Raw genomic sequence first — 17,709 nt, forward strand, 5'->3', positions numbered from 1 at the left:
TTTAGCCTAATGTGCACAGGTTGTCGCCAGGGGGGATGAACAGCAAATGCTTTGAAAGCATTAGCAATTTTTCTTTTCAGATAAAGGTGATCGTCTGCGACCGGCAATAACCGTACGAAATTGCAGCATTTTTTGACCACCGAGGTTAAATCGGACCCGGCTGGCATCAATGAAACGCCCGCAACAGAAAAGCAGGTTTAAGCATTAACAGCCTGTAGAGAGAATCAGGTCAGACAGCGTGTCAGTCGGCTCGATAATGTGATTGAGGTTGAGATCAAACGGGAGCAGCAGGATGAGAAATGCAGAGGGTACGTTTAGCAGGATGAATTCGTGCAGGCCGTTGCTGAAGCAACGTTATGCTCGTTAGTACAGCCTGAACGATGAGAACGCTATGACACACTGAGGGGGTTTTGATATCGAAAGAAATGGTGCATCCAGGAGGATTACTCAGCTTGCGCTTCGCCCTGCGGGCCGTTGCTGAAGCAACGTTATCCTCCTTAGTGCAGTCTGACGATTTTCACGCTATGACACACTGTGGGGGCTTTTGATATCGAAAGAAATGGTGCATCCAGGAGGATTCGAACCTCCGACCGCTCGGTTCGTAGCCGAGTACTCTATCCAGCTGAGCTATGGATGCATTGAAAATCTGGGGGGAGTTACGGAGCAGGTTGCTAACCGGCAAAACAGCAAAGTGAAGAGTGCATCGCGGATAATCTCTCAGCTTTCGCTTCGCCCTGCGGGCCGTTGCTGAGACAACGTTATCCTCGTAAGTGCTGTCGGAACGCTTTCACGTTATGACACACCGAGGCACTTCTCCATATTCGAAAATATGGTGCATCCAGGAGGATTCGAACCTCCGACCGCTCGGTTCGTAGCCGAGTACTCTATCCAGCTGAGCTATGGATGCATTGAGGAATTACTTTTTATGGACTTTCAGAAATCAACCTGGGAATGATACGAAGAATGGTGCATCCAGGAGGATTACTCAGCTTTCGCTTCGCCCTGCGGGCCGTTGCTGAAGCAACGTTATCCTCCTTAGTGCAGTCTGACGTTTTTCACGCTATGACACACTGAGGCACTTTCCATACCCGAAGATATGGTGCATCCAGGAGGATTCGAACCTCCGACCGCTCGGTTCGTAGCCGAGTACTCTATCCAGCTGAGCTATGGATGCATTAGTTTAATTCTTGTACAACGCAGGGTGCTAACTACTCACCATGAAAGGAATTGCTAGTTCACTTTGTTTTTATTCCGATGGTGCATCCAGGAGGATTACTCAGCTTGCGCTTCGCCCTGCGGGCCGTTGCTAATGCAACGTTATCCTCCTTAGTGCGGTCTTAACGCTAATGCGTCATGTCACACTGAGGCACTTTTCCATATTCGAAAATATGGTGCATCCAGGAGGATTCGAACCTCCGACCGCTCGGTTCGTAGCCGAGTACTCTATCCAGCTGAGCTATGGATGCATCGGAAATGGCGGTGAGGGAGGGATTCGAACCCTCGATACAGCTTTTGACCGTATACTCCCTTAGCAGGGGAGCGCCTTCAGCCTCTCGGCCACCTCACCTTACGCGTTCTTCCGAACTGCGCCGCTGAACTTTGTTTCCGCTCATCGGCACTGCGTGGCGCACATATTACTTTCCCGCACTTATAAGTCAAACAATTTTTCCGAAGGTTTGTTTGATTGAACAAATGACAGTCAATTGGAACAAAATGACGGCAAAAAGAGTGAATTATCAACAATGAAAGATGATGGAGTTAACAAAAAAGGGAATAAGGGGAACAAAAGAAAAAGGGGGGAATCGGTCGATAAAGCGGTAGCGCCTCGCACAGGTGCGAGACGCTGAATCCGTTAAACGCTGGTTTGTTGCGTTTTTTCAGCCTGGATGCGTTGATAGATCTCTTCGCGATGCACAGACACTTCTTTCGGAGCGTTAACCCCGATGCGAACCTGGTTACCTTTAACACCCAGCACCGTTACAGTCACCTCATCACCGATCATGAGGGTTTCACCAACTCGACGAGTTAGAATAAGCATTCTTTGCTCCTTGAAAGATTAAAAGAGTCGGGCTTGTACAGGCTCCCGGCATTATCCATCATTTAACGCTGCACAATGAGTATGACAAATACACCAATGCACATCGATGCGCTAATACATTCTGCTGATAGTTAGTTTAGCCGAAATACACTACATCAACCTGACTTTGTCATTTGCTACTCTGACACTGTATGAAAAAGCGCCGGAACAACCGTTCTGACGCTTTATACGATGCCTTGTTTTAATTCACTTACAGACGGCTGCTGACCCAGTCCTCAACCCCTGCTAACGCGTCTTTCAGGGCCGCCGCATCGGTTCCGCCAGCCTGCGCCATATCCGGACGTCCACCGCCCTTGCCGCCGACCTGCTGCGCCAGACCGGCAATCAGCTCACCGGCTTTAACCCGGTCAGTCAGATCTTTGGTCACGCCAGCAATTAACGACACTTTACCTTCCGCAACCGTCGCTAACACAATGATGGCCGAACCCAGCTGGTTTTTCAGGTCATCCACCATGGTACGCAACATTTTCGGCTCAACGTTAGTCAGCTCACTGACCAGCAGCTTCACGCCTTTCACGTCGATAGCATTGCTGCTCAGAGAAGCACTCTCCTGCGCCGCTTGCTGATCGCGCAGCTGCTGCAACTCTTTCTCCAGCGACCGTACGTGATCCACCAGACCGCGTACTTTTTCATTCAGGTTACTGCTGTTGGCTTTCACCAGCTGCGCCAGATCGTGCAGCTGGCTGCTTTGGGCATTGACCTGCGCCAGCGCACCTTCGCCGGTAATCGCTTCAATACGACGAATACCCGCCGCAGTGCCCGATTCAGACTGAATACGGAACAGGCCGATGTCACCGGTGCGCGCCGCGTGCGTGCCGCCGCACAGCTCAACCGAGAAATCACCCATGGTCAGAACGCGCACGCGCTGATCATATTTCTCGCCAAACAGCGCCATAGCGCCTTTAGATTTCGCCGCCTCGAGATCCATCACGTCGGTTTCAACCGGCAAGTTGCGGCGAATCTGCGCGTTGACAATATCTTCGACCTGGCGAATCTCCTGAGGTTTCATCGCTTCGAAATGTGAGAAGTCGAAACGCAGGTATTTGTCGTTAACCAGAGACCCTTTCTGCGCGACATGCTCACCTAATACCTGACGCAGTGCGGCATGCAATAAGTGGGTTGCAGAGTGGTTAAGACGGATACGCGCCCGGCGTGCCGCATCAACTTTTGCTTCAAGGCGATCGCCGATACGTAACTGCCCTGCCGTCAGCTTACCGATATGACCAATTGCCTGACCATATTTTTGTGTGTCCTGAACGCTAAATTCAGCATTCTTCCCTGTCAGCACGCCGGTATCACCGACCTGACCGCCCGATTCGCCATAAAATGGCGTTTCATCCAGCACCACAACCGCTTCCTGGCCTGGGGTGACTTCATTCACCGACTCGCCCGCCACGTACAGTGCTTTCACCGTCGCGGCTAAATCCAGCTGATCGTAGCCTTTGAACGAGGACGCCGCATCGATACGAATAACGTTGCTGTAATCCGCTCCGAAGCCACTCGCTTCACGGGCGCGCTGGCGCTGTTGCTCCATCGCCTGCTCGAAGCCCGCTTCGTCGATCTTCAGATTGCGCTCGCGGCAGACATCAGCCGTCAGGTCAGCCGGGAAGCCAAAGGTATCGTACAGACGGAACACCGTTTCGCCATCCAGCGTATCGCCCTGCAGTTTCGCCAGCTCTTCGTCCAGCAGCGCTAAGCCGCGCTCCAGGGTCTTCGCGAATTGCTCTTCTTCGCTTTTCAGCACCTGCTCAACCTGAGCCTGCTGACGCTGTAACTCTTCACCGGCCGAACCCATCACCTCAACCAGCGGCGCGACCAGCTTATAGAAGAATGCGTCTTTTGCGCCCAGCATGTTGCCATGACGTACGGCACGACGAATGATGCGTCGCAGCACGTATCCGCGGTTCTCATTCGACGGGATCACGCCATCGGCAATCAGGAAGGCACAGGAGCGGATATGATCGGCAATCACGCGCAGTGATTTGTTGCTCAGATCGGTGGCTCCGGTCACCTGCGCTACCGCCTGGATCAGTTTCTGGAACAGGTCGATTTCATAGTTAGAGTTGACGTGTTGCAGTACGGCAGTAATGCGCTCAAGGCCCATGCCGGTATCAACCGACGGTTTCGGCAGCGGCAGCATGGTGCCATCCGCCTGACGATTGAACTGCATGAAGACGATGTTCCAGATCTCAATGTAGCGGTCGCCATCCTCTTCCGGGCTGCCTGGCGGTCCACCCCAGATGTGATCGCCGTGATCGTAGAAAATTTCGCTGCAGGGACCACAAGGACCGGTGTCGCCCATCTGCCAGAAGTTATCTGATGCGTAAGCACCGCCTTTATTGTCACCGATGCGGATAATGCGCTCGTGCGGCACGCCAATCTCGTTGGCCCAGATGGCATAAGCCTCATCATCGGTTTCATATACCGTGACCCACAGACGCTCTTTTGGCAGGCCGAACCACTGCTCGCTCGTCAACAGTTCCCAGGCAAAAGCGATTGCCTCTTTCTTGAAGTAGTCACCAAAGCTGAAATTACCCAGCATTTCAAAGAAAGTGTGGTGACGCGCGGTGTAGCCAACATTTTCAAGATCGTTGTGTTTGCCACCGGCACGCACGCAGCGCTGTGACGTGGTCGCACGCGAGTAATCACGCTTGTCCTGGCCGAGGAACACATCTTTGAACTGGTTCATTCCGGCGTTGGTAAACAGCAACGTCGGATCGTTATTCGGTACGAGGGAGCTGCTGGTTACAACCTGATGTCCCTTGCTATGAAAAAAGTCGAGAAACGCTTGACGGATCTCAGCAGTGCTCTTGCTCATATATATCCTGGAATCACGCTAACGAACGTTCCATCTTTTCCGCGATGCCACATCCTGGCGGCGCCTGATTAGAGGAACAAAAAGTGGGAATAAGATAAATTTTCTTCAGTGGGAAGTAAAATTACATCGGCTTTTAGTCGTCAAAATTTCTGAAAACGGACTGAATATCTTCGCTCATGAAGCCTTTTGACTGTAGATAGCGTAGTACTTTGGCTTTCTCTTTCCATTCTTTCGGTAACGGGTGACCGAATTTACGTTCAGCCAGCTGGGCAGCACAGGCGGACCAGTCCACCTCGGTCTCTTCCATCGCAATATCAATCGCCTCGCGATCGATCCCCTTCTGCGCCAGTTCCAGACGTACCCGCTGTGAACCAAAACCTTTGCGGCTGCGGCTCTGAATAAAACGTTCAGTGAAACGCGCGTCGTTTAGCCAGCCATTTTCCTGGCACCAGTTGAGCACTTTTTCCAGCAGCTCTTCGGTGATGATTTCTGGCTCTTTCTGCTGTGCCCACGCCGCACGCTGCGCCGACTGTTGCAGCTTGCGGGCTAATTCGGCACGGCTGTGATCGCGCTGCCCAAGAATGCGCATCGCACGGTCAAGCAGACGAGAAAAAGAGACAATGTTGGGTTGGGGCTGGGATTGTTCAGACATACTGCGCACCTTGTACTAACGGGAGAGGGATTATGGCGACAGATCGGGAGAGAAGGAAGGTAAGAAAGAGAGGGTAAGCGGTAAAACAACAACGGGAGTGGATTTCTCCACTCCCGCGTCAGTGATTAGAAGTCTTCGTTCGCTTCACTGGCTGCGTTTTCAACTTTGTCAGCAGACTGCTCTGCTGCAAGCTTATCGTCAGCACCGTTCAGCAACATTTCACGTAACTTCAGATCAATCTCGTTTGCGACAGCCGCATTCTCTTTGAGGAAGTTGCTGGCATTCGATTTACCCTGACCAATCTTATCGCCCTGGTAGCTGTACCATGCACCCGCTTTTTCAATCAGCTTGTGCTTCACGCCCAGGTCGACCAGTTCGCCGAAGGTATTGATGCCTTCGCCGTACATGATCTGGAACTCTGCCTGTTTAAATGGCGCCGCGATTTTGTTTTTCACCACTTTAACGCGGGTCTCACTGCCCACCACGTTATCGCCTTCTTTGATGGCGCCGATACGGCGGATATCAAGACGGACAGAGGCGTAGAACTTCAGCGCGTTACCACCGGTCGTGGTTTCCGGGTTACCAAACATCACACCAATTTTCATACGGATCTGGTTGATGAAGATCAGCAGGGTGTTGGACTGCTTCAGGTTACCGGCCAGCTTACGCATCGCCTGGCTCATCATACGTGCCGCCAGGCCCATGTGTGAGTCACCGATCTCACCTTCGATTTCCGCTTTCGGCGTCAGTGCCGCCACGGAGTCGACGATGATTACGTCAACCGCGCCTGAGCGGGCCAGCGCATCACAAATCTCCAGCGCCTGCTCACCGGTATCGGGCTGTGAACAAAGCAGGTTATCGATGTCTACGCCCAGTTTCTTGGCGTACACCGGATCCAGTGCATGCTCAGCATCAATAAAAGCACAGGTTTTGCCTTTACGCTGTGCTGACGCGATTACCTGCAGGGTCAGCGTGGTTTTACCTGAAGACTCCGGTCCGTAAATCTCAACGATACGGCCCATTGGCAGACCGCCTGCGCCTAACGCAATGTCCAGCGACAGCGAACCGGTAGAGATAGTTTCCACATCCATTGAGCGGTCTTCACCCAAGCGCATGATGGAGCCTTTACCAAATTGCTTCTCAATCTGGCCCAGCGCGGCAGCTAAAGCCTTTTGTTTGTTTTCATCAATCGCCATTTCAACTCCTAATCAAGCCGGGTAAACACGCACTCAGGGGTGCCTGCACTCTTTCTGTTGCCGACAATTATACTGTATAGTCATACAGTATCAAGTTTAATTTGTCAGAAATTCGCCATACAGCCGCTGTAATGCCCAGGCGACGGACTGACGGCGGACCGCCTCACGGTCACCGGAGAAATGCTGCTGAAAAGTCAGGACTTTATCCTGCGGACCGGCAAAACCAAACCAGACGGTGCCGACCGGCTTTTCCGCGCTGCCGCCATCCGGGCCGGCAATACCGCTGACCGAGATGGCGTAGTCTGCCTGGGCAGCGTGCCTTGCGCCCAGTGCCATTTCGCGCACTACCGCTTCACTCACCGCACCGTACTGGTCCAGCGACGTCGCCTGAACGCCCACCAGCTGCTGCTTGGCCTGATTACTGTAGGTCACGAAGCCGCGTTCAAACCAGGCAGAGCTGCCGCTGATGTCAGTAAACACCTTAGCAATCCACCCGCCGGTGCAGGATTCCGCACAGGTTACGGTGGCGTGTTGCTGCTTAAGCTTCTCACCGATCTGCGCGCTAAGCGCCTGCAACTGCCGATCATCCATCGTATTTCTCCCTCAGGTGGTGCAATCAACGTGGTGCAATAACGCCACTTTTTCAAGCCCTGCTTCAAGTATTACCCGCTTTTGCGGCCTGCTTTCCCTTAACCTCAGGTTTTTTTCACGGCGACGATAAAAAGACGCGGGAAAGCGAGCAGCACCTGATCATCGCGCTGCGCCGGATAGGCGCTGAGCAAACGCTGATGATAGGCCGCCAGAAAATCCGCCTGTCCGGCTTCATCCAGCGAGGCCAGAAACGGGCGCAGGCCGGTCGCCTGTAGCCAGCTGATAATCGCCTGTGCGTCGGTCATCACGTGATAATAGGTGGTGCGCCAGATATCCACCTCACAACCAGCGCTGGTGAGCAGATCGTAATAGTCGCCGGTCGGCAACAGCTGTTTACGGTCCGCTGTTTTAGCATCAATACGGGAATGCCAGGGCTCAGATGCCGCCACCTCCCGCATCAATCGATGCGAAGGCTCATTGAGATTATCGGGCATCTGCACTGCCAGCACGCCGCCGGGTGCCAGCTGATCCACCAGATGGGGAAACAGCGTCGCATGGTTATCCAGCCACTGCAGCGACGCATTAGCGTAAATCACCTGCTGAGGCGTTGCTGCCTGCCAGCTGCGAATATCCGCCTGTACAAAGCGGCAGTGCGGTAACCGTTGGCGTGCCTGGGTCAACATCGCCGCTGAACTGTCAAGCCCGCAGACGGTGGCCAGCGGCCAGGCTTCGGCCAATAGTTCAGTACTGTTGCCCGGACCGCAGCCCAAATCGGTCACCTGCTCAACCTCTTCAACGCTGATGCGTGCCAGCAGCTCACGTGCCGGGCGGGTGCGTTCCGCCTCAAACTTACGATACAACACAGGATCCCATTCTTTCATGCTCACCTCCGGTTGGGTTATCTGACGTGACCGATCGATAAGACGCTTTAAACGCGGAAAAGTGCGACCTGTTGCTCATTTCTGAATCGAATGCTGGCGGTGCGAAGCCTGAATAATTAAGTTAAAACACTGTTTCATTTTTCCGAAGCACTACTCAGGAGTGAGTCATGACTGCAGAATCTGCCTTTGCCGGCGTCTGGTGCCCCTCTGTTACGCCATTTAATGCCCAGGGGGCAATCGATATCGATGCGCTTGGCCGCCATTTTGCCCGCCTCAACCGTTCAGGCATTGATACCTTACTGATCATGGGCAGTATTGGCGAATTCGCCTCACTGACGCAGCAGGAACGTTTACAGCTGATTAAAGAAGCCCGGCCCTTATCACCGCTGAAGATGGTGGCTAACGTCTCTGCCACCTGCGTGACGGATATGCTGACGCTGGCGGAGGCGGCATGGAAAAGTGGTTACGACGCGGTGATGGTTCTGCCGCCCTACTATTACGGCCAGACGCAGAACCAGCTGATGCATTATTTTGAAGCGCTCGATCAGCAGTTAAGCGGTAAATGGTTCGCCTATAATTTTCCGGCGCGCACCGGCTGCGATCTCTCCCCGGCGCTGGTCGCCGCGCTGGCCGATAAACTGCCGAATTTTATCGGTATCAAGGATACGGTCGACTGCCTGTCACATAACCGGGCAATGATTGACGAGACGAAAAAGGTGCGCAGCGATTTTGCGGTGCTGTCAGGCTATGACGAATATCTGCTGCCCAATCTGCTGGCGGGCGGTGCCGGGGTGATTTCGGGACTGAATAATATTGTGCCGGAGATGTTTGCCCGGATGATGCAGGCGTGGCGTGACGGCGACGTCGCTGAACTGACGCGCATTCAGCAACAGATTGGCCGGCTAATGGCGATTTACAGCATCGGTGATGACTTTGTGACCACGATTAAAACCGCCGTGTCGCGTCGCTACGATTCAATGCTGAGTGCATCACGTAATTACGGCGGCACGCTGGACGCGCAACAGTACGCGGCGCTCGATCGGTTGTTCAGCTAGCCAGCAGGACGGGCGCCTCCCTGCGCCCGCCAGCCTTAGTTCTTTTTGACGAACTCAGACTTCAGTTTCATCGGGCCAAAACCGTCGATTTTACAGTCGATGTTGTGGTCCCCTTCAACCAGACGGATGCTTTTCACTTTGGTGCCAATCTTCAGCGACGAAGAGCTGCCCTTCACTTTAAGATCTTTAATTACGGTGACGCTGTCGCCATCTGCCAGCAGATTGCCATTAGCATCACGCACTTCCAGCGGCTGATTGCTGCTGTCACTTTCCGCCTCGGTCCAGATATGACCACAGGAAGGGCAGTTAAGGTTATCGCCGTCTTGCCAGGTGTAATCGGCGTGACAGGCTGGGCAGGCAGGTAAAGACATAACGACTCCAGAGATAACAAAGGCAGATGGCCTGAAAAGGGCGTCATCATATAACCTTACAGTTGATAAGGACAGCCTTTATAGCATCCCGCCCTGACGCGCCTTGCTGACGGCCTCGCCTAACTGCCACACCGCCATCGCGTAATGGGTGCTGTGGTTATAACGGGTAATGACATAAAAGTTGGGTAAGCCGTACCAGTACTGGTAGCTGGTGCCCAAATCAAGCCGTAACAGGCTCACCTCATCGTTGCCGTTAAGCGATCCCTGCGGCGACAGGCCAGACGCAGCCAGCATGCCTACGCTGTAGCGGGTCTTGAAGCCATCTTCGAGCAAGGGCGCCTGGCCACTGGCCGGGACCGCAATATTTTCGCCGCTGCGCCAGCCGTGCTGCTGGAAGTAGTGCGCCACGCTGCCGATGGCATCAACCGGATCCCACAGGTTGGCGTGGCCATCACCGTTGAAGTCCACCGCGTACTCTTTGTAGGACGATGGCATGAACTGACCATAGCCCATCGCCCCGGCAAACGAGCCTTTCAGCGCCAGCGGATCGTCCTGCTCATTACGCGCCATCAACAGGAAGGTTTCCAGTTCGCTGCTGAAGTAAGCCGCGCGACGCGGATAGTTGAAGGATAAGGTCGCGAGCGCATCCAGAATACGCGTTTTCCCCATCACGCGCCCCCAGCGGGTTTCAACGCCAATGATGCCGACGATGATTTCAGGCGGCACGCCGTAGACCTGCTGCGCGCGTTGCAGCGCATCCTGATATTGATCCCAGAAGGCGACGCCGTTTTGGACGTTGTCCGGCGTAATAAACTTATTGCGATAGCGAATCCAGGCGCCGTTCGGTCCCGGTGCCGGCGTATAGCTCGGTGCCTGGCGATCCATCAGGCGCAGCACATAGTCCAGCCGCTTTGCCTGACCAATAATGTTGTGCAGTTGCTGGCGATCGAAGCCGTGCTTCTCCACCATCTGATCGATAAATTGTTCTGCCGCCGGGTTGCCAGCAAAGTCACCAAACATCGCGGATCCACTGTGCGACGGCTGGAGCAAGAATCCACCTTGCGGTGCAGCCAGCATCTTTTGCTGTTGGGGGACTTCAGGTTTGCTGCTGCAGGAGGCCAGTAACGGGATGAACGCAAGGAGAGCTAGCTTGAGACGCATCGGTAATCCATAAACGAGGGGGTAGATTCAGATGCGCTAATAGTAGTCGTTCAGCGCAACGACATACAGGTCAAATTCTTAAAAAAACGTCAAGAAACCACCCAAAAAAACGGTCACCGGACGCGCTGTGCCGGTGACCGTCACTTCGTCAGCGGCGGTTTCTCACCAGCTGATAACGGCGGGTAAGATACTCGACCGGCGCGCTCCAGATGTGCACCAGGCGACAGAATGGAAACAGCAGGAACAGCGTCATTCCCAGCACCATATGCACCCGGTAGATCAGGGCCACGCCATCAAGATGGTGTGACGCGCCGCCATGGAAGGTCACCACGGCCTGCGCCCAGCCCACCAGCTTCATCATCTCGCTGCCATCCATATGCTGTGCTGAGAAAGGAATGGTCAGCAGGCCGAGGGTAGCCTGCGCCACCAGTAAGGCCAGGATAAGGATATCGCCGACGCTGCTGGTTGCCCGCACCCGAGGGTTAGTCAGACGGCGTTTCAGCAACAGCGCGCCACCGGCCAGCGTCATCGCGCCAAACAGGCCACCGGCAATCATCGCCAGCTTTTGCTTCACGTCGAGCGGCAGAAAGGATTGATACATCCAGTGCGGCGTCAGCATGCCGACGATATGGCCGAAAAATATGCCAATGATACCGATATGGAACAGGTTCGACGCGAGCCGCATCCCTTTTTTATCCAGCATCTGGCTGGAACCGGCGCGCCAGCTGTACTGCCCGTAATCGTAGCGCAGCCAGCTGCCGACCAGAAACACCGTCCCGGCAAGGTAGGGATAAATATCAAAGAAGAAAGTGTTGAGAAAATTCATGCTGATTCTCCTGTGGCGCGCGTCGTAGCCTGAGCGATATCCAGATACTGCGGCGCAACCGCTGCGGCGAAGCGGCGCTGATGCGCGGCCTGTTGCGCCGAGGCGCAGCCCTGTTCGCCAAGAAATTTAACCTGCTCCTCTTCCCAGACGGCATCCAGTGCCGCCGGGGTATCGTCGCGCGCTTCCTGTGCCACCTGCGGCCGTAAGGCATCCGGCTCGATAGCGGTACCCGAAAGCATTAACAGCGCACTGAACAGCTCGGCATAGGGACTTTCACGTTCCACCAGCCGCGCCGCCAGCAGCGCCAGGATCGGCGCGATATCCTCTAAGCCCTGACGTACCTCGTCCGCCGTTTTACAGGCGAGGTATTCAAGGTAAAGCGGGAGATAATCGGGCAGCTCTTTGCTGTCCAGCTCCAGCCCGTCGGCCCGATACTGCGCCAGCAGATCGACCATCGCCTGACCGCGATCGCGTGACTCACCGTGCACATGTTCAAACAGCAACAGCGAGGTGGCGCGACCACGATCAAACAGCTCACAGTAATCAGCCTGAACGTCGAGCAGTGGCCGGGCGCAGAGCTGACGGATAACGCACACCAGCCGTGCGCGCTGCTCTGAGTCAAGTTCAGGGGCGCTTTCCAGCGCCTCGATCAGGCTCTGATGATGACTAAACAGCGCCTCATCCGGGTAATCCAGCAGGCGCGACAGCACACGTAGCGCAATCATGATGCATCCTCCGGCCGTACGGTTTGTTTAGTGATGTCGATGGCATCGATCCGGCGGCTGTTGAACAGGTTGAATTTGCTGTCGCTGCCGTGACAACCGTCGCCGAAGCTAAAGCCGCAGCCTTTACTTTCCGGGAAGGCTTCACGCGCCAGTTCGCGATGACTGGACGGCACCACAAAGCGATCTTCGTAGTTGGCGATAGCCAGGTAACGGTACATCTCCTGCGCCTGCTCTTCGCTCAGACCGACCTGCTCCAGCGCCCGGAGATCGCGTTTACCTTCGACGCTTTCCGCCCGCTTGTAATGACGCATCGCCAGCATGCGTTTCAGCGCCAGCAGCACCGGCGCGGTATCACCGGCGGTCAGCAGGTTCGCCAGATACTCAACCGGAATACGCAGGCTTTCAACGTCCGGCAGCACACCGGTGTGCGCCAGCGCGCCACCGTCGACGGCCGACTGAATCGGTGACAATGGCGGCACATACCACACCATCGGCAGGGTGCGATATTCCGGGTGCAGCGGCAGCGCCAGCTTCCAGTCCATCGCCATTTTGTAAACCGGCGAACGTTGCGCCGCGTCAATCACGCTTTGCGCTACGCCATCTTTCAGCGCCTGAGCGATCACCGCCGGATCGTGTGGATCGAGGAAGATATCCAGCTGGCTCTGATAGAGATCTTTTTCGTTCTCCGCCGAGGCGGCCTGTTCGATGCGGTCTGCGTCATACAGCAGTACGCCGAGATAGCGGATACGGCCGACGCAGGTTTCCGAGCAGACGGTCGGCTGACCGGCTTCAATACGCGGATAGCAGAAAATGCATTTCTCTGATTTGCCGCTCTTCCAGTTGAAGTAGATCTTTTTGTACGGACAGCCGGTGAGGCACATCCGCCAGCCACGACATTTATCCTGGTCGATCAGCACAATGCCATCTTCTTCACGTTTGTAGATGGCGCCACTCGGACAGGTCGCCACGCAGGCGGGGTTGAGACAGTGCTCACACAGGCGCGGCAGATACATCATGAAGGTGTGTTCAAACTGGCCGTAAATATCCTTCTGGATATTGTCGAAGTTTTTATCCTGCGAGCGTTTGGAAAATTCACCGCCGAGGATCTCTTCCCAGTTCGGGCCATTTTCGATTTTCTTCATCCGCTGACCGGTGATCAGTGAACGCGGGCGCGCAATCGGCTGGTGCTTACCGGCTGGCGCATTGTGCAGATGCTGGTAATCGAAATCGAACGGCTCGTAGTAATCATCCAGCGCCGGCACGTCCGGGTTAGCGAAGATTTTTGACAGCACGCCGACGCGGTTTCCCATGCGCGGCTCCAGCTTGCCGTTGATTTTGCGGATCCAGCCGCCCTTCCATTTCTGCTGGTCTTCCCAGGCGTGAGGATAGCCAACGCCGGGTTTGCTCTCTACGTTATTGAACCAGGCATATTCCATTCCTTCACGGCTGGTCCAGACGTTTTTGCAGGTTACCGAGCAGGTGTGGCAGCCGATACATTTGTCGAGGTTCAGCACCATGCCGACCTGTGAGCGAATTTTCATGGTTTTACCTCCTGCTGGCTGCCCTGACAGGCATCATTGCCTTCCCCGTCTAACCAGTTGATGTTGTTCATTTTACGCACCACCACGAACTCATCACGGTTAGAGCCGACGGTGCCGTAGTAGTTAAAGCCCCAGGAGAGCTGCGCATAGCCGCCGATCATGTGGGTCGGTTTCGGACAGGTGCGGGTGACGGAGTTATGAATACCGCCGCGCTGGCTGGTGATCTCTGAACCCGGAATATTCACAATGCGTTCCTGGGCGTGATACATCATGGTCATCCCGGCCGGAATACGCTGGCTGACCACCGCACGCGCGGTCAGGGCACCGTTGGCATTGAACGCCTCAATCCAGTCGTTATCGACAATCCCCAGTTCACGGGCATCATCTTCGCTCATCCAGACAATCGGTCCGCCGCGCGACAGGGTCAGCATCAGCAGGTTATCGCTGTAGGTGGAGTGAATGCCCCACTTCTGGTGTGGCGTCAGGAAGTTCAGCGCCTTCTCCGGGTTACCGTTAGGTTTGCTGTTGAGCAGCGGTTTGGCGGCCCGGGTATCAATTGGCGGACGGTAGACCATCAGGCTTTCACCAAAGGCACGCATCCACTCATGATCCTGATACAGCTGCTGGCGGCCACTCAGAGTGCGCCACGGAATCAGCTCGTGAACGTTGGTGTAACAGGCGTTATAGGAAACATGTTCGTCTTCCAGACCTGACCAGGTCGGGCTGGAGATGATTTTACGCGGCTGTGCCTGGATATCGCGGAAGCGAATTTTTTCATCTTCCTTGTTCAGCGCCAGATGGGTATGGTCGCGGCCGGTAATCTCACCCAGCGCCTGCCAGGCTTTAACGGCGACCTGACCGTTAGTTTCCGGTGCCAGCGTCAGGATCACTTCTGCCGCGTCGATGGCGGTGTCGATATTCGGCCGTCCCGCTGCAGGACCATCCGCTTTGACATAGTTGAGCTGCTTAAGGAAATCGACCTCTTTCTCGGTATTCCAGCCGATGCCTTTGCCGCCGTTACCCTGGGTATCAAGCAGCGGACCCAGTGAGGTAAAGCGCGCCCAGGTGGCCGGATAATCACGTTCTACTACCATAATATGCGGCGCGGTTTTACCGGGGATCAGCTCACATTCGCCTTTCTTCCAGTCTTTGGCGTCAAACGGCTGCGCCAGTTCGGCTGGCGAATCGTGCAGTACCGGCAGCGTGACCACATCCGTTTCTACCCCTAAATGGCCAGGGCAGAGATCGGAAAAGGCTTTGGCGATGCCCTTATATATTTCCCAGTCACTTTTTGAATCCCAGGCTGGATCGACCGCGGCAGAGAGCGGATGAATAAACGGATGCATATCCGAGGTATTCATGTCGTCTTTTTCATACCAGGTGGCGGTTGGCAGCACCACATCGGAGTAGAGACAGGTGCTCGACATACGGAAATCGAGGGTCACCACCAGATCCAGTTTGCCTTCGGCACCCTGATCCAGCCACTCCACCTCTTCAGGCTTCACGCCGCCCTGCTTACCCAGATCTTTACCCTGAATGCCGTTTTCAGTACCCAGCAGGTACTTCAGCATATATTCATGGCCTTTACCGGATGAGCCGAGCAGGTTAGAGCGCCAGACAAACAGGTTACGCGGGAAGTTCTGCGGATCGTCTGGCTGTTCGGCGGCGAAACGCAGCGTGCCTTTTTTCAGACTCTCAACGGTGTAATCCAGCGGCGACAGGCCAGCGGCTTGCGCCTGCGCGGCGATACGCAGCGGGTTAACGTTCAGCTGCGGTGCAGACGGAAGCCAGCCCATGCGCTCGGAACGCACGTTAAGGTCGATCAGGCTGCCGCTGTAGCGACTTTTATCCGCCAGCGGCGACAGCAGTTCGCTGGTGGCAAGGGTTTCATAACGCCACTGGCTGGAGTGGTTATAGAAGAACGAGGTGCTGTTCATCTGACGTGGCGGACGTTGCCAGTCGAGGCCAAACGCCAGCGGGGCCCAGCCGGTCTGCGGACGCAGTTTTTCCTGACCCACATAGTGCGCCCAGCCACCGCCGCTCTGACCGACGCAGCCGCAGAAGATCAGCATGTTCATCAGGCCACGGTAGTTCATGTCCATGTGATACCAGTGGTTCATACCGGCACCGACGATAATCATTGAACGGCCGCGGGTTTTCTCGGCGTTGTCGGCAAACTCACGGGCAATGCGGATGATGTTCTGGCGCGAAACGCCGGTAATCTGCTCGGCCCAGGCCGGGCTGTACGCTTTAACCTCGTCGTAGTTTTGCGCGCAGTTGGCATCACCCAGTCCGCGTTCCAGACCATAGTTTGCCAGCGTCAAATCGTAAACGCTGGTGACCAGCGCTTCACTGCCATCGGCCAGTTGCAGACGTTTTACCGGCAGCTTATGCAGCAGGATTTCATCCAGCGCGACGCTGTTGAAGTGCTCGCTGGTGATCCCGCCAAAGTAAGGGAAACCGACCTCAACCACCTCGTCATGGCTGCCCAGCAGGCTGAGCTGCAGCTGAACTTCCTGCTGCGTCGTGCCGTCACGCTGCTCGAGGTTCCATTTCCCTTTTTCACCCCAGCGGAAGCCGATTGAACCCTGCGGAGCCACCAGCTGGCCGGTCGCCTCGTTGATCGCCACCGTTTTCCATTCAGGGTTATTTTCCTGGCCGAGACCGTCGACCAGATCGCTGGCACGCAGCTGCCGTCCGGCGGCGTAGAAGCCATCTTCACGCGGCTCCAGCAGCACCAGCATGGGCATATCGGTATAACGACGCACGTAGTCGCTGAAATAGCTGACTTCGCGTTCGAGATGGAACTCTTTCAGCATCACGTGGCCCATCGCCAGCGCCATCGCGCTGTCGGTGCCCTGCTTCGGATTCAGCCACTGGTCGCACAGCTTGGCAACCTCAGCATAGTCCGGCGTCACCGCCACGGTTTTGGTGCCTTTGTAACGCACTTCGGTAAAGAAGTGCGCATCCGGCGTACGCGTCTGCGGCACGTTTGAGCCCCAGGCGATGATGTAGGAAGAGTTGTACCAGTCGGCCGATTCCGGCACGTCGGTCTGCTCGCCCCAGGTCATCGGTGATGCAGGCGGCAGATCGCAATACCAGTCGTAAAAGCTCAGGCAGGTTCCGCCAATCAGCGACAGATAACGCGCACCCGCCGCATAGGAAACCATCGACATCGCCGGGATAGGTGAGAAGCCCATCACCCGGTCCGGACCGTAGGTTTTCGCGGTGCAGATATTGGCAGCGGCGATCATTTCATTGACCTCCTGCCAGCTGGACCGCACAAATCCACCGCGGCCGCGCGCCTGCTTGTAGCTTTTGGCTTTTTCCGGGTTGCTGATAATCGAAGCCCAGGCATCGACCGGATCGCTGTGCTGCTGTTTCGCCTCGCGCCACAGCTGAATCAGCTTTTTACGCATCAGCGGATATTTCAGCCGGTTGGCGCTGTAGAGATACCAGGAGTAGCTGGCACCGCGCGGACAGCCACGCGGTTCATGGTTTGGCAGATCGGGACGGGTACGCGGATAGTCGGTCTGCTGCGTCTCCCAGGTCACCAGGCCGTTTTTTACGTAGATCTTCCAGCTGCAGGAGCCGGTACAGTTGACCCCGTGCGTCGAGCGGACAATTTTATCGTGCTGCCAGCGACTGCGGTAACCATCTTCCCAGTCGCGGTTGCTGTTGAGTGACTGGCCATGTTCGCCAGAGAAAGGCTCCGCCAGCTGTTTAAAATAGCGAAACCGATCGAGAAACTTGCTCATCCGGAATACTCCTGAAGGCTTAATGTGACATTGCTA

13 protein-coding genes and 5 tRNA genes are annotated in these 17,709 nt (G+C 55.4%); 1 reads left to right on the forward strand and 17 read right to left on the reverse strand.

Annotated elements, in window-relative coordinates; all coding sequences use genetic code 11:
• Positions 1-560: 560 nt before the first annotated feature.
• The 11 genes from AC6I8I_RS14925 to tam form a co-directional block, all read right to left on the reverse strand.
• Positions 561-637 (reverse strand) — tRNA-Arg (locus AC6I8I_RS14925).
• Between the two features lie 193 nt (positions 638-830).
• Positions 831-907, reverse strand: a tRNA-Arg gene (locus AC6I8I_RS14930).
• 190 nt (positions 908-1,097) lie between these two features.
• Positions 1,098-1,174: transfer RNA gene (locus tag AC6I8I_RS14935), tRNA-Arg, on the reverse strand.
• Positions 1,175-1,389: 215 nt separating this feature from the next.
• A tRNA-Arg gene (locus tag AC6I8I_RS14940) sits at positions 1,390-1,466 on the reverse strand.
• Between the two features lie 8 nt (positions 1,467-1,474).
• Positions 1,475-1,567 (reverse strand) — tRNA-Ser (locus tag AC6I8I_RS14945).
• Between the two features lie 285 nt (positions 1,568-1,852).
• On the reverse strand, positions 1,853-2,038 hold the full coding sequence (gene csrA / locus AC6I8I_RS14950) for a carbon storage regulator CsrA (protein ID WP_008927091.1): 186 nt from the start codon (positions 2,036-2,038) through the stop codon (positions 1,853-1,855).
• A gap of 250 nt (positions 2,039-2,288) precedes the next feature.
• Positions 2,289-4,916, reverse strand: a complete 2,628-nt coding sequence (gene alaS, locus AC6I8I_RS14955) for an alanine--tRNA ligase (protein ID WP_497828017.1) — start codon at positions 4,914-4,916, stop codon at positions 2,289-2,291.
• A 133-nt stretch (positions 4,917-5,049) separates the two neighbouring features.
• Complete coding sequence (locus AC6I8I_RS14960) at positions 5,050-5,568, reverse strand: regulatory protein RecX (RefSeq protein WP_312760585.1); 519 nt, start codon at positions 5,566-5,568, stop codon at positions 5,050-5,052.
• A gap of 125 nt (positions 5,569-5,693) precedes the next feature.
• Positions 5,694-6,764, reverse strand: coding sequence for a recombinase RecA (gene recA, locus AC6I8I_RS14965; protein WP_031374767.1), 1,071 nt, complete (start codon positions 6,762-6,764; stop codon positions 5,694-5,696).
• Between the two features lie 96 nt (positions 6,765-6,860).
• Positions 6,861-7,355, reverse strand: coding sequence for a nicotinamide-nucleotide amidase (gene pncC, locus AC6I8I_RS14970; protein WP_312056247.1), 495 nt, complete (start codon positions 7,353-7,355; stop codon positions 6,861-6,863).
• Positions 7,356-7,459: 104 nt separating this feature from the next.
• The gene (tam, locus tag AC6I8I_RS14975) at positions 7,460-8,236 is read right to left on the reverse strand and encodes a trans-aconitate 2-methyltransferase (RefSeq protein WP_312056248.1); all 777 of its coding nucleotides are present in this window, start codon (positions 8,234-8,236) and stop codon (positions 7,460-7,462) included.
• Between the two features lie 167 nt (positions 8,237-8,403).
• Between tam and AC6I8I_RS14980 the strand changes: the two genes are divergently transcribed.
• Entirely contained in the window at positions 8,404-9,291 is an 888-nt protein-coding gene (locus AC6I8I_RS14980) for a dihydrodipicolinate synthase family protein (protein WP_312056250.1), read from the forward strand.
• A gap of 35 nt (positions 9,292-9,326) precedes the next feature.
• Here the strand turns inward: AC6I8I_RS14980 and AC6I8I_RS14985 are convergent, their stop codons facing one another.
• The 6 genes from AC6I8I_RS14985 to AC6I8I_RS15010 all read right to left on the reverse strand — a co-directional run bounded on the left by AC6I8I_RS14985 (position 9,327) and on the right by AC6I8I_RS15010 (position 17,673).
• On the reverse strand, positions 9,327-9,662 hold the full coding sequence (locus AC6I8I_RS14985; RefSeq protein ID WP_312056251.1) for a zinc ribbon domain-containing protein YjdM: 336 nt from the start codon (positions 9,660-9,662) through the stop codon (positions 9,327-9,329).
• Positions 9,663-9,740: 78 nt separating this feature from the next.
• Positions 9,741-10,823, reverse strand: coding sequence for a lytic murein transglycosylase B (gene mltB, locus AC6I8I_RS14990; protein WP_312056252.1), 1,083 nt, complete (start codon positions 10,821-10,823; stop codon positions 9,741-9,743).
• A gap of 148 nt (positions 10,824-10,971) precedes the next feature.
• Positions 10,972-11,649: a respiratory nitrate reductase subunit gamma gene (gene narI, locus AC6I8I_RS14995; protein WP_312056253.1), complete on the reverse strand. Its 678-nt coding sequence runs from the start codon at positions 11,647-11,649 to the stop codon at positions 10,972-10,974.
• Positions 11,646-12,374: a nitrate reductase molybdenum cofactor assembly chaperone gene (narJ, locus tag AC6I8I_RS15000; protein WP_312056254.1), complete on the reverse strand. Its 729-nt coding sequence runs from the start codon at positions 12,372-12,374 to the stop codon at positions 11,646-11,648. Before narJ ends, narI begins: the two co-directional genes overlap by 4 nt.
• Positions 12,371-13,915 (reverse strand): nitrate reductase subunit beta, encoded by a 1,545-nt coding sequence (narH, locus tag AC6I8I_RS15005; protein WP_312056255.1) that lies wholly within the window; start codon positions 13,913-13,915, stop codon positions 12,371-12,373. The genes narJ and narH overlap by 4 nt, the downstream gene beginning before the upstream one ends.
• Positions 13,912-17,673, reverse strand: a complete 3,762-nt coding sequence (locus tag AC6I8I_RS15010; protein WP_312056257.1) for a nitrate reductase subunit alpha — start codon at positions 17,671-17,673, stop codon at positions 13,912-13,914. The genes narH and AC6I8I_RS15010 overlap by 4 nt, the downstream gene beginning before the upstream one ends.
• Positions 17,674-17,709 lie beyond the last annotated feature (36 nt).

This window comes from Pantoea sp. X-Soil-YNGN-775, from assembly GCF_059730575.1.

What these genes read in the sequence shown, in the direction of transcription:
- mltB (WP_312056252.1), bottom strand. Translation starts at nt 10,823, where the DNA reads ATGCGTCTCAAGCTAGCTCTCCTTGCGTTCATCCCGTTACTGGCCTCC.
- tam (WP_312056248.1), bottom strand. Translation starts at nt 8,236, where the DNA reads ATGAAAGAATGGGATCCTGTGTTGTATCGTAAGTTTGAGGCGGAACGC.
- csrA (WP_008927091.1), bottom strand. Translation starts at nt 2,038, where the DNA reads ATGCTTATTCTAACTCGTCGAGTTGGTGAAACCCTCATGATCGGTGAT.
- narJ (WP_312056254.1), bottom strand. Translation starts at nt 12,374, where the DNA reads ATGATTGCGCTACGTGTGCTGTCGCGCCTGCTGGATTACCCGGATGAG.
- narI (WP_312056253.1), bottom strand. Translation starts at nt 11,649, where the DNA reads ATGAATTTTCTCAACACTTTCTTCTTTGATATTTATCCCTACCTTGCC.
- narH (WP_312056255.1), bottom strand. Translation starts at nt 13,915, where the DNA reads ATGAAAATTCGCTCACAGGTCGGCATGGTGCTGAACCTCGACAAATGT.
- AC6I8I_RS14980 (WP_312056250.1), top strand. Translation starts at nt 8,404, where the DNA reads ATGACTGCAGAATCTGCCTTTGCCGGCGTCTGGTGCCCCTCTGTTACG.
- AC6I8I_RS14960 (WP_312760585.1), bottom strand. Translation starts at nt 5,568, where the DNA reads ATGTCTGAACAATCCCAGCCCCAACCCAACATTGTCTCTTTTTCTCGT.
- recA (WP_031374767.1), bottom strand. Translation starts at nt 6,764, where the DNA reads ATGGCGATTGATGAAAACAAACAAAAGGCTTTAGCTGCCGCGCTGGGC.
- AC6I8I_RS14985 (WP_312056251.1), bottom strand. Translation starts at nt 9,662, where the DNA reads ATGTCTTTACCTGCCTGCCCAGCCTGTCACGCCGATTACACCTGGCAA.
- alaS (WP_497828017.1), bottom strand. Translation starts at nt 4,916, where the DNA reads ATGAGCAAGAGCACTGCTGAGATCCGTCAAGCGTTTCTCGACTTTTTT.
- AC6I8I_RS15010 (WP_312056257.1), bottom strand. Translation starts at nt 17,673, where the DNA reads ATGAGCAAGTTTCTCGATCGGTTTCGCTATTTTAAACAGCTGGCGGAG.
- pncC (WP_312056247.1), bottom strand. Translation starts at nt 7,355, where the DNA reads ATGGATGATCGGCAGTTGCAGGCGCTTAGCGCGCAGATCGGTGAGAAG.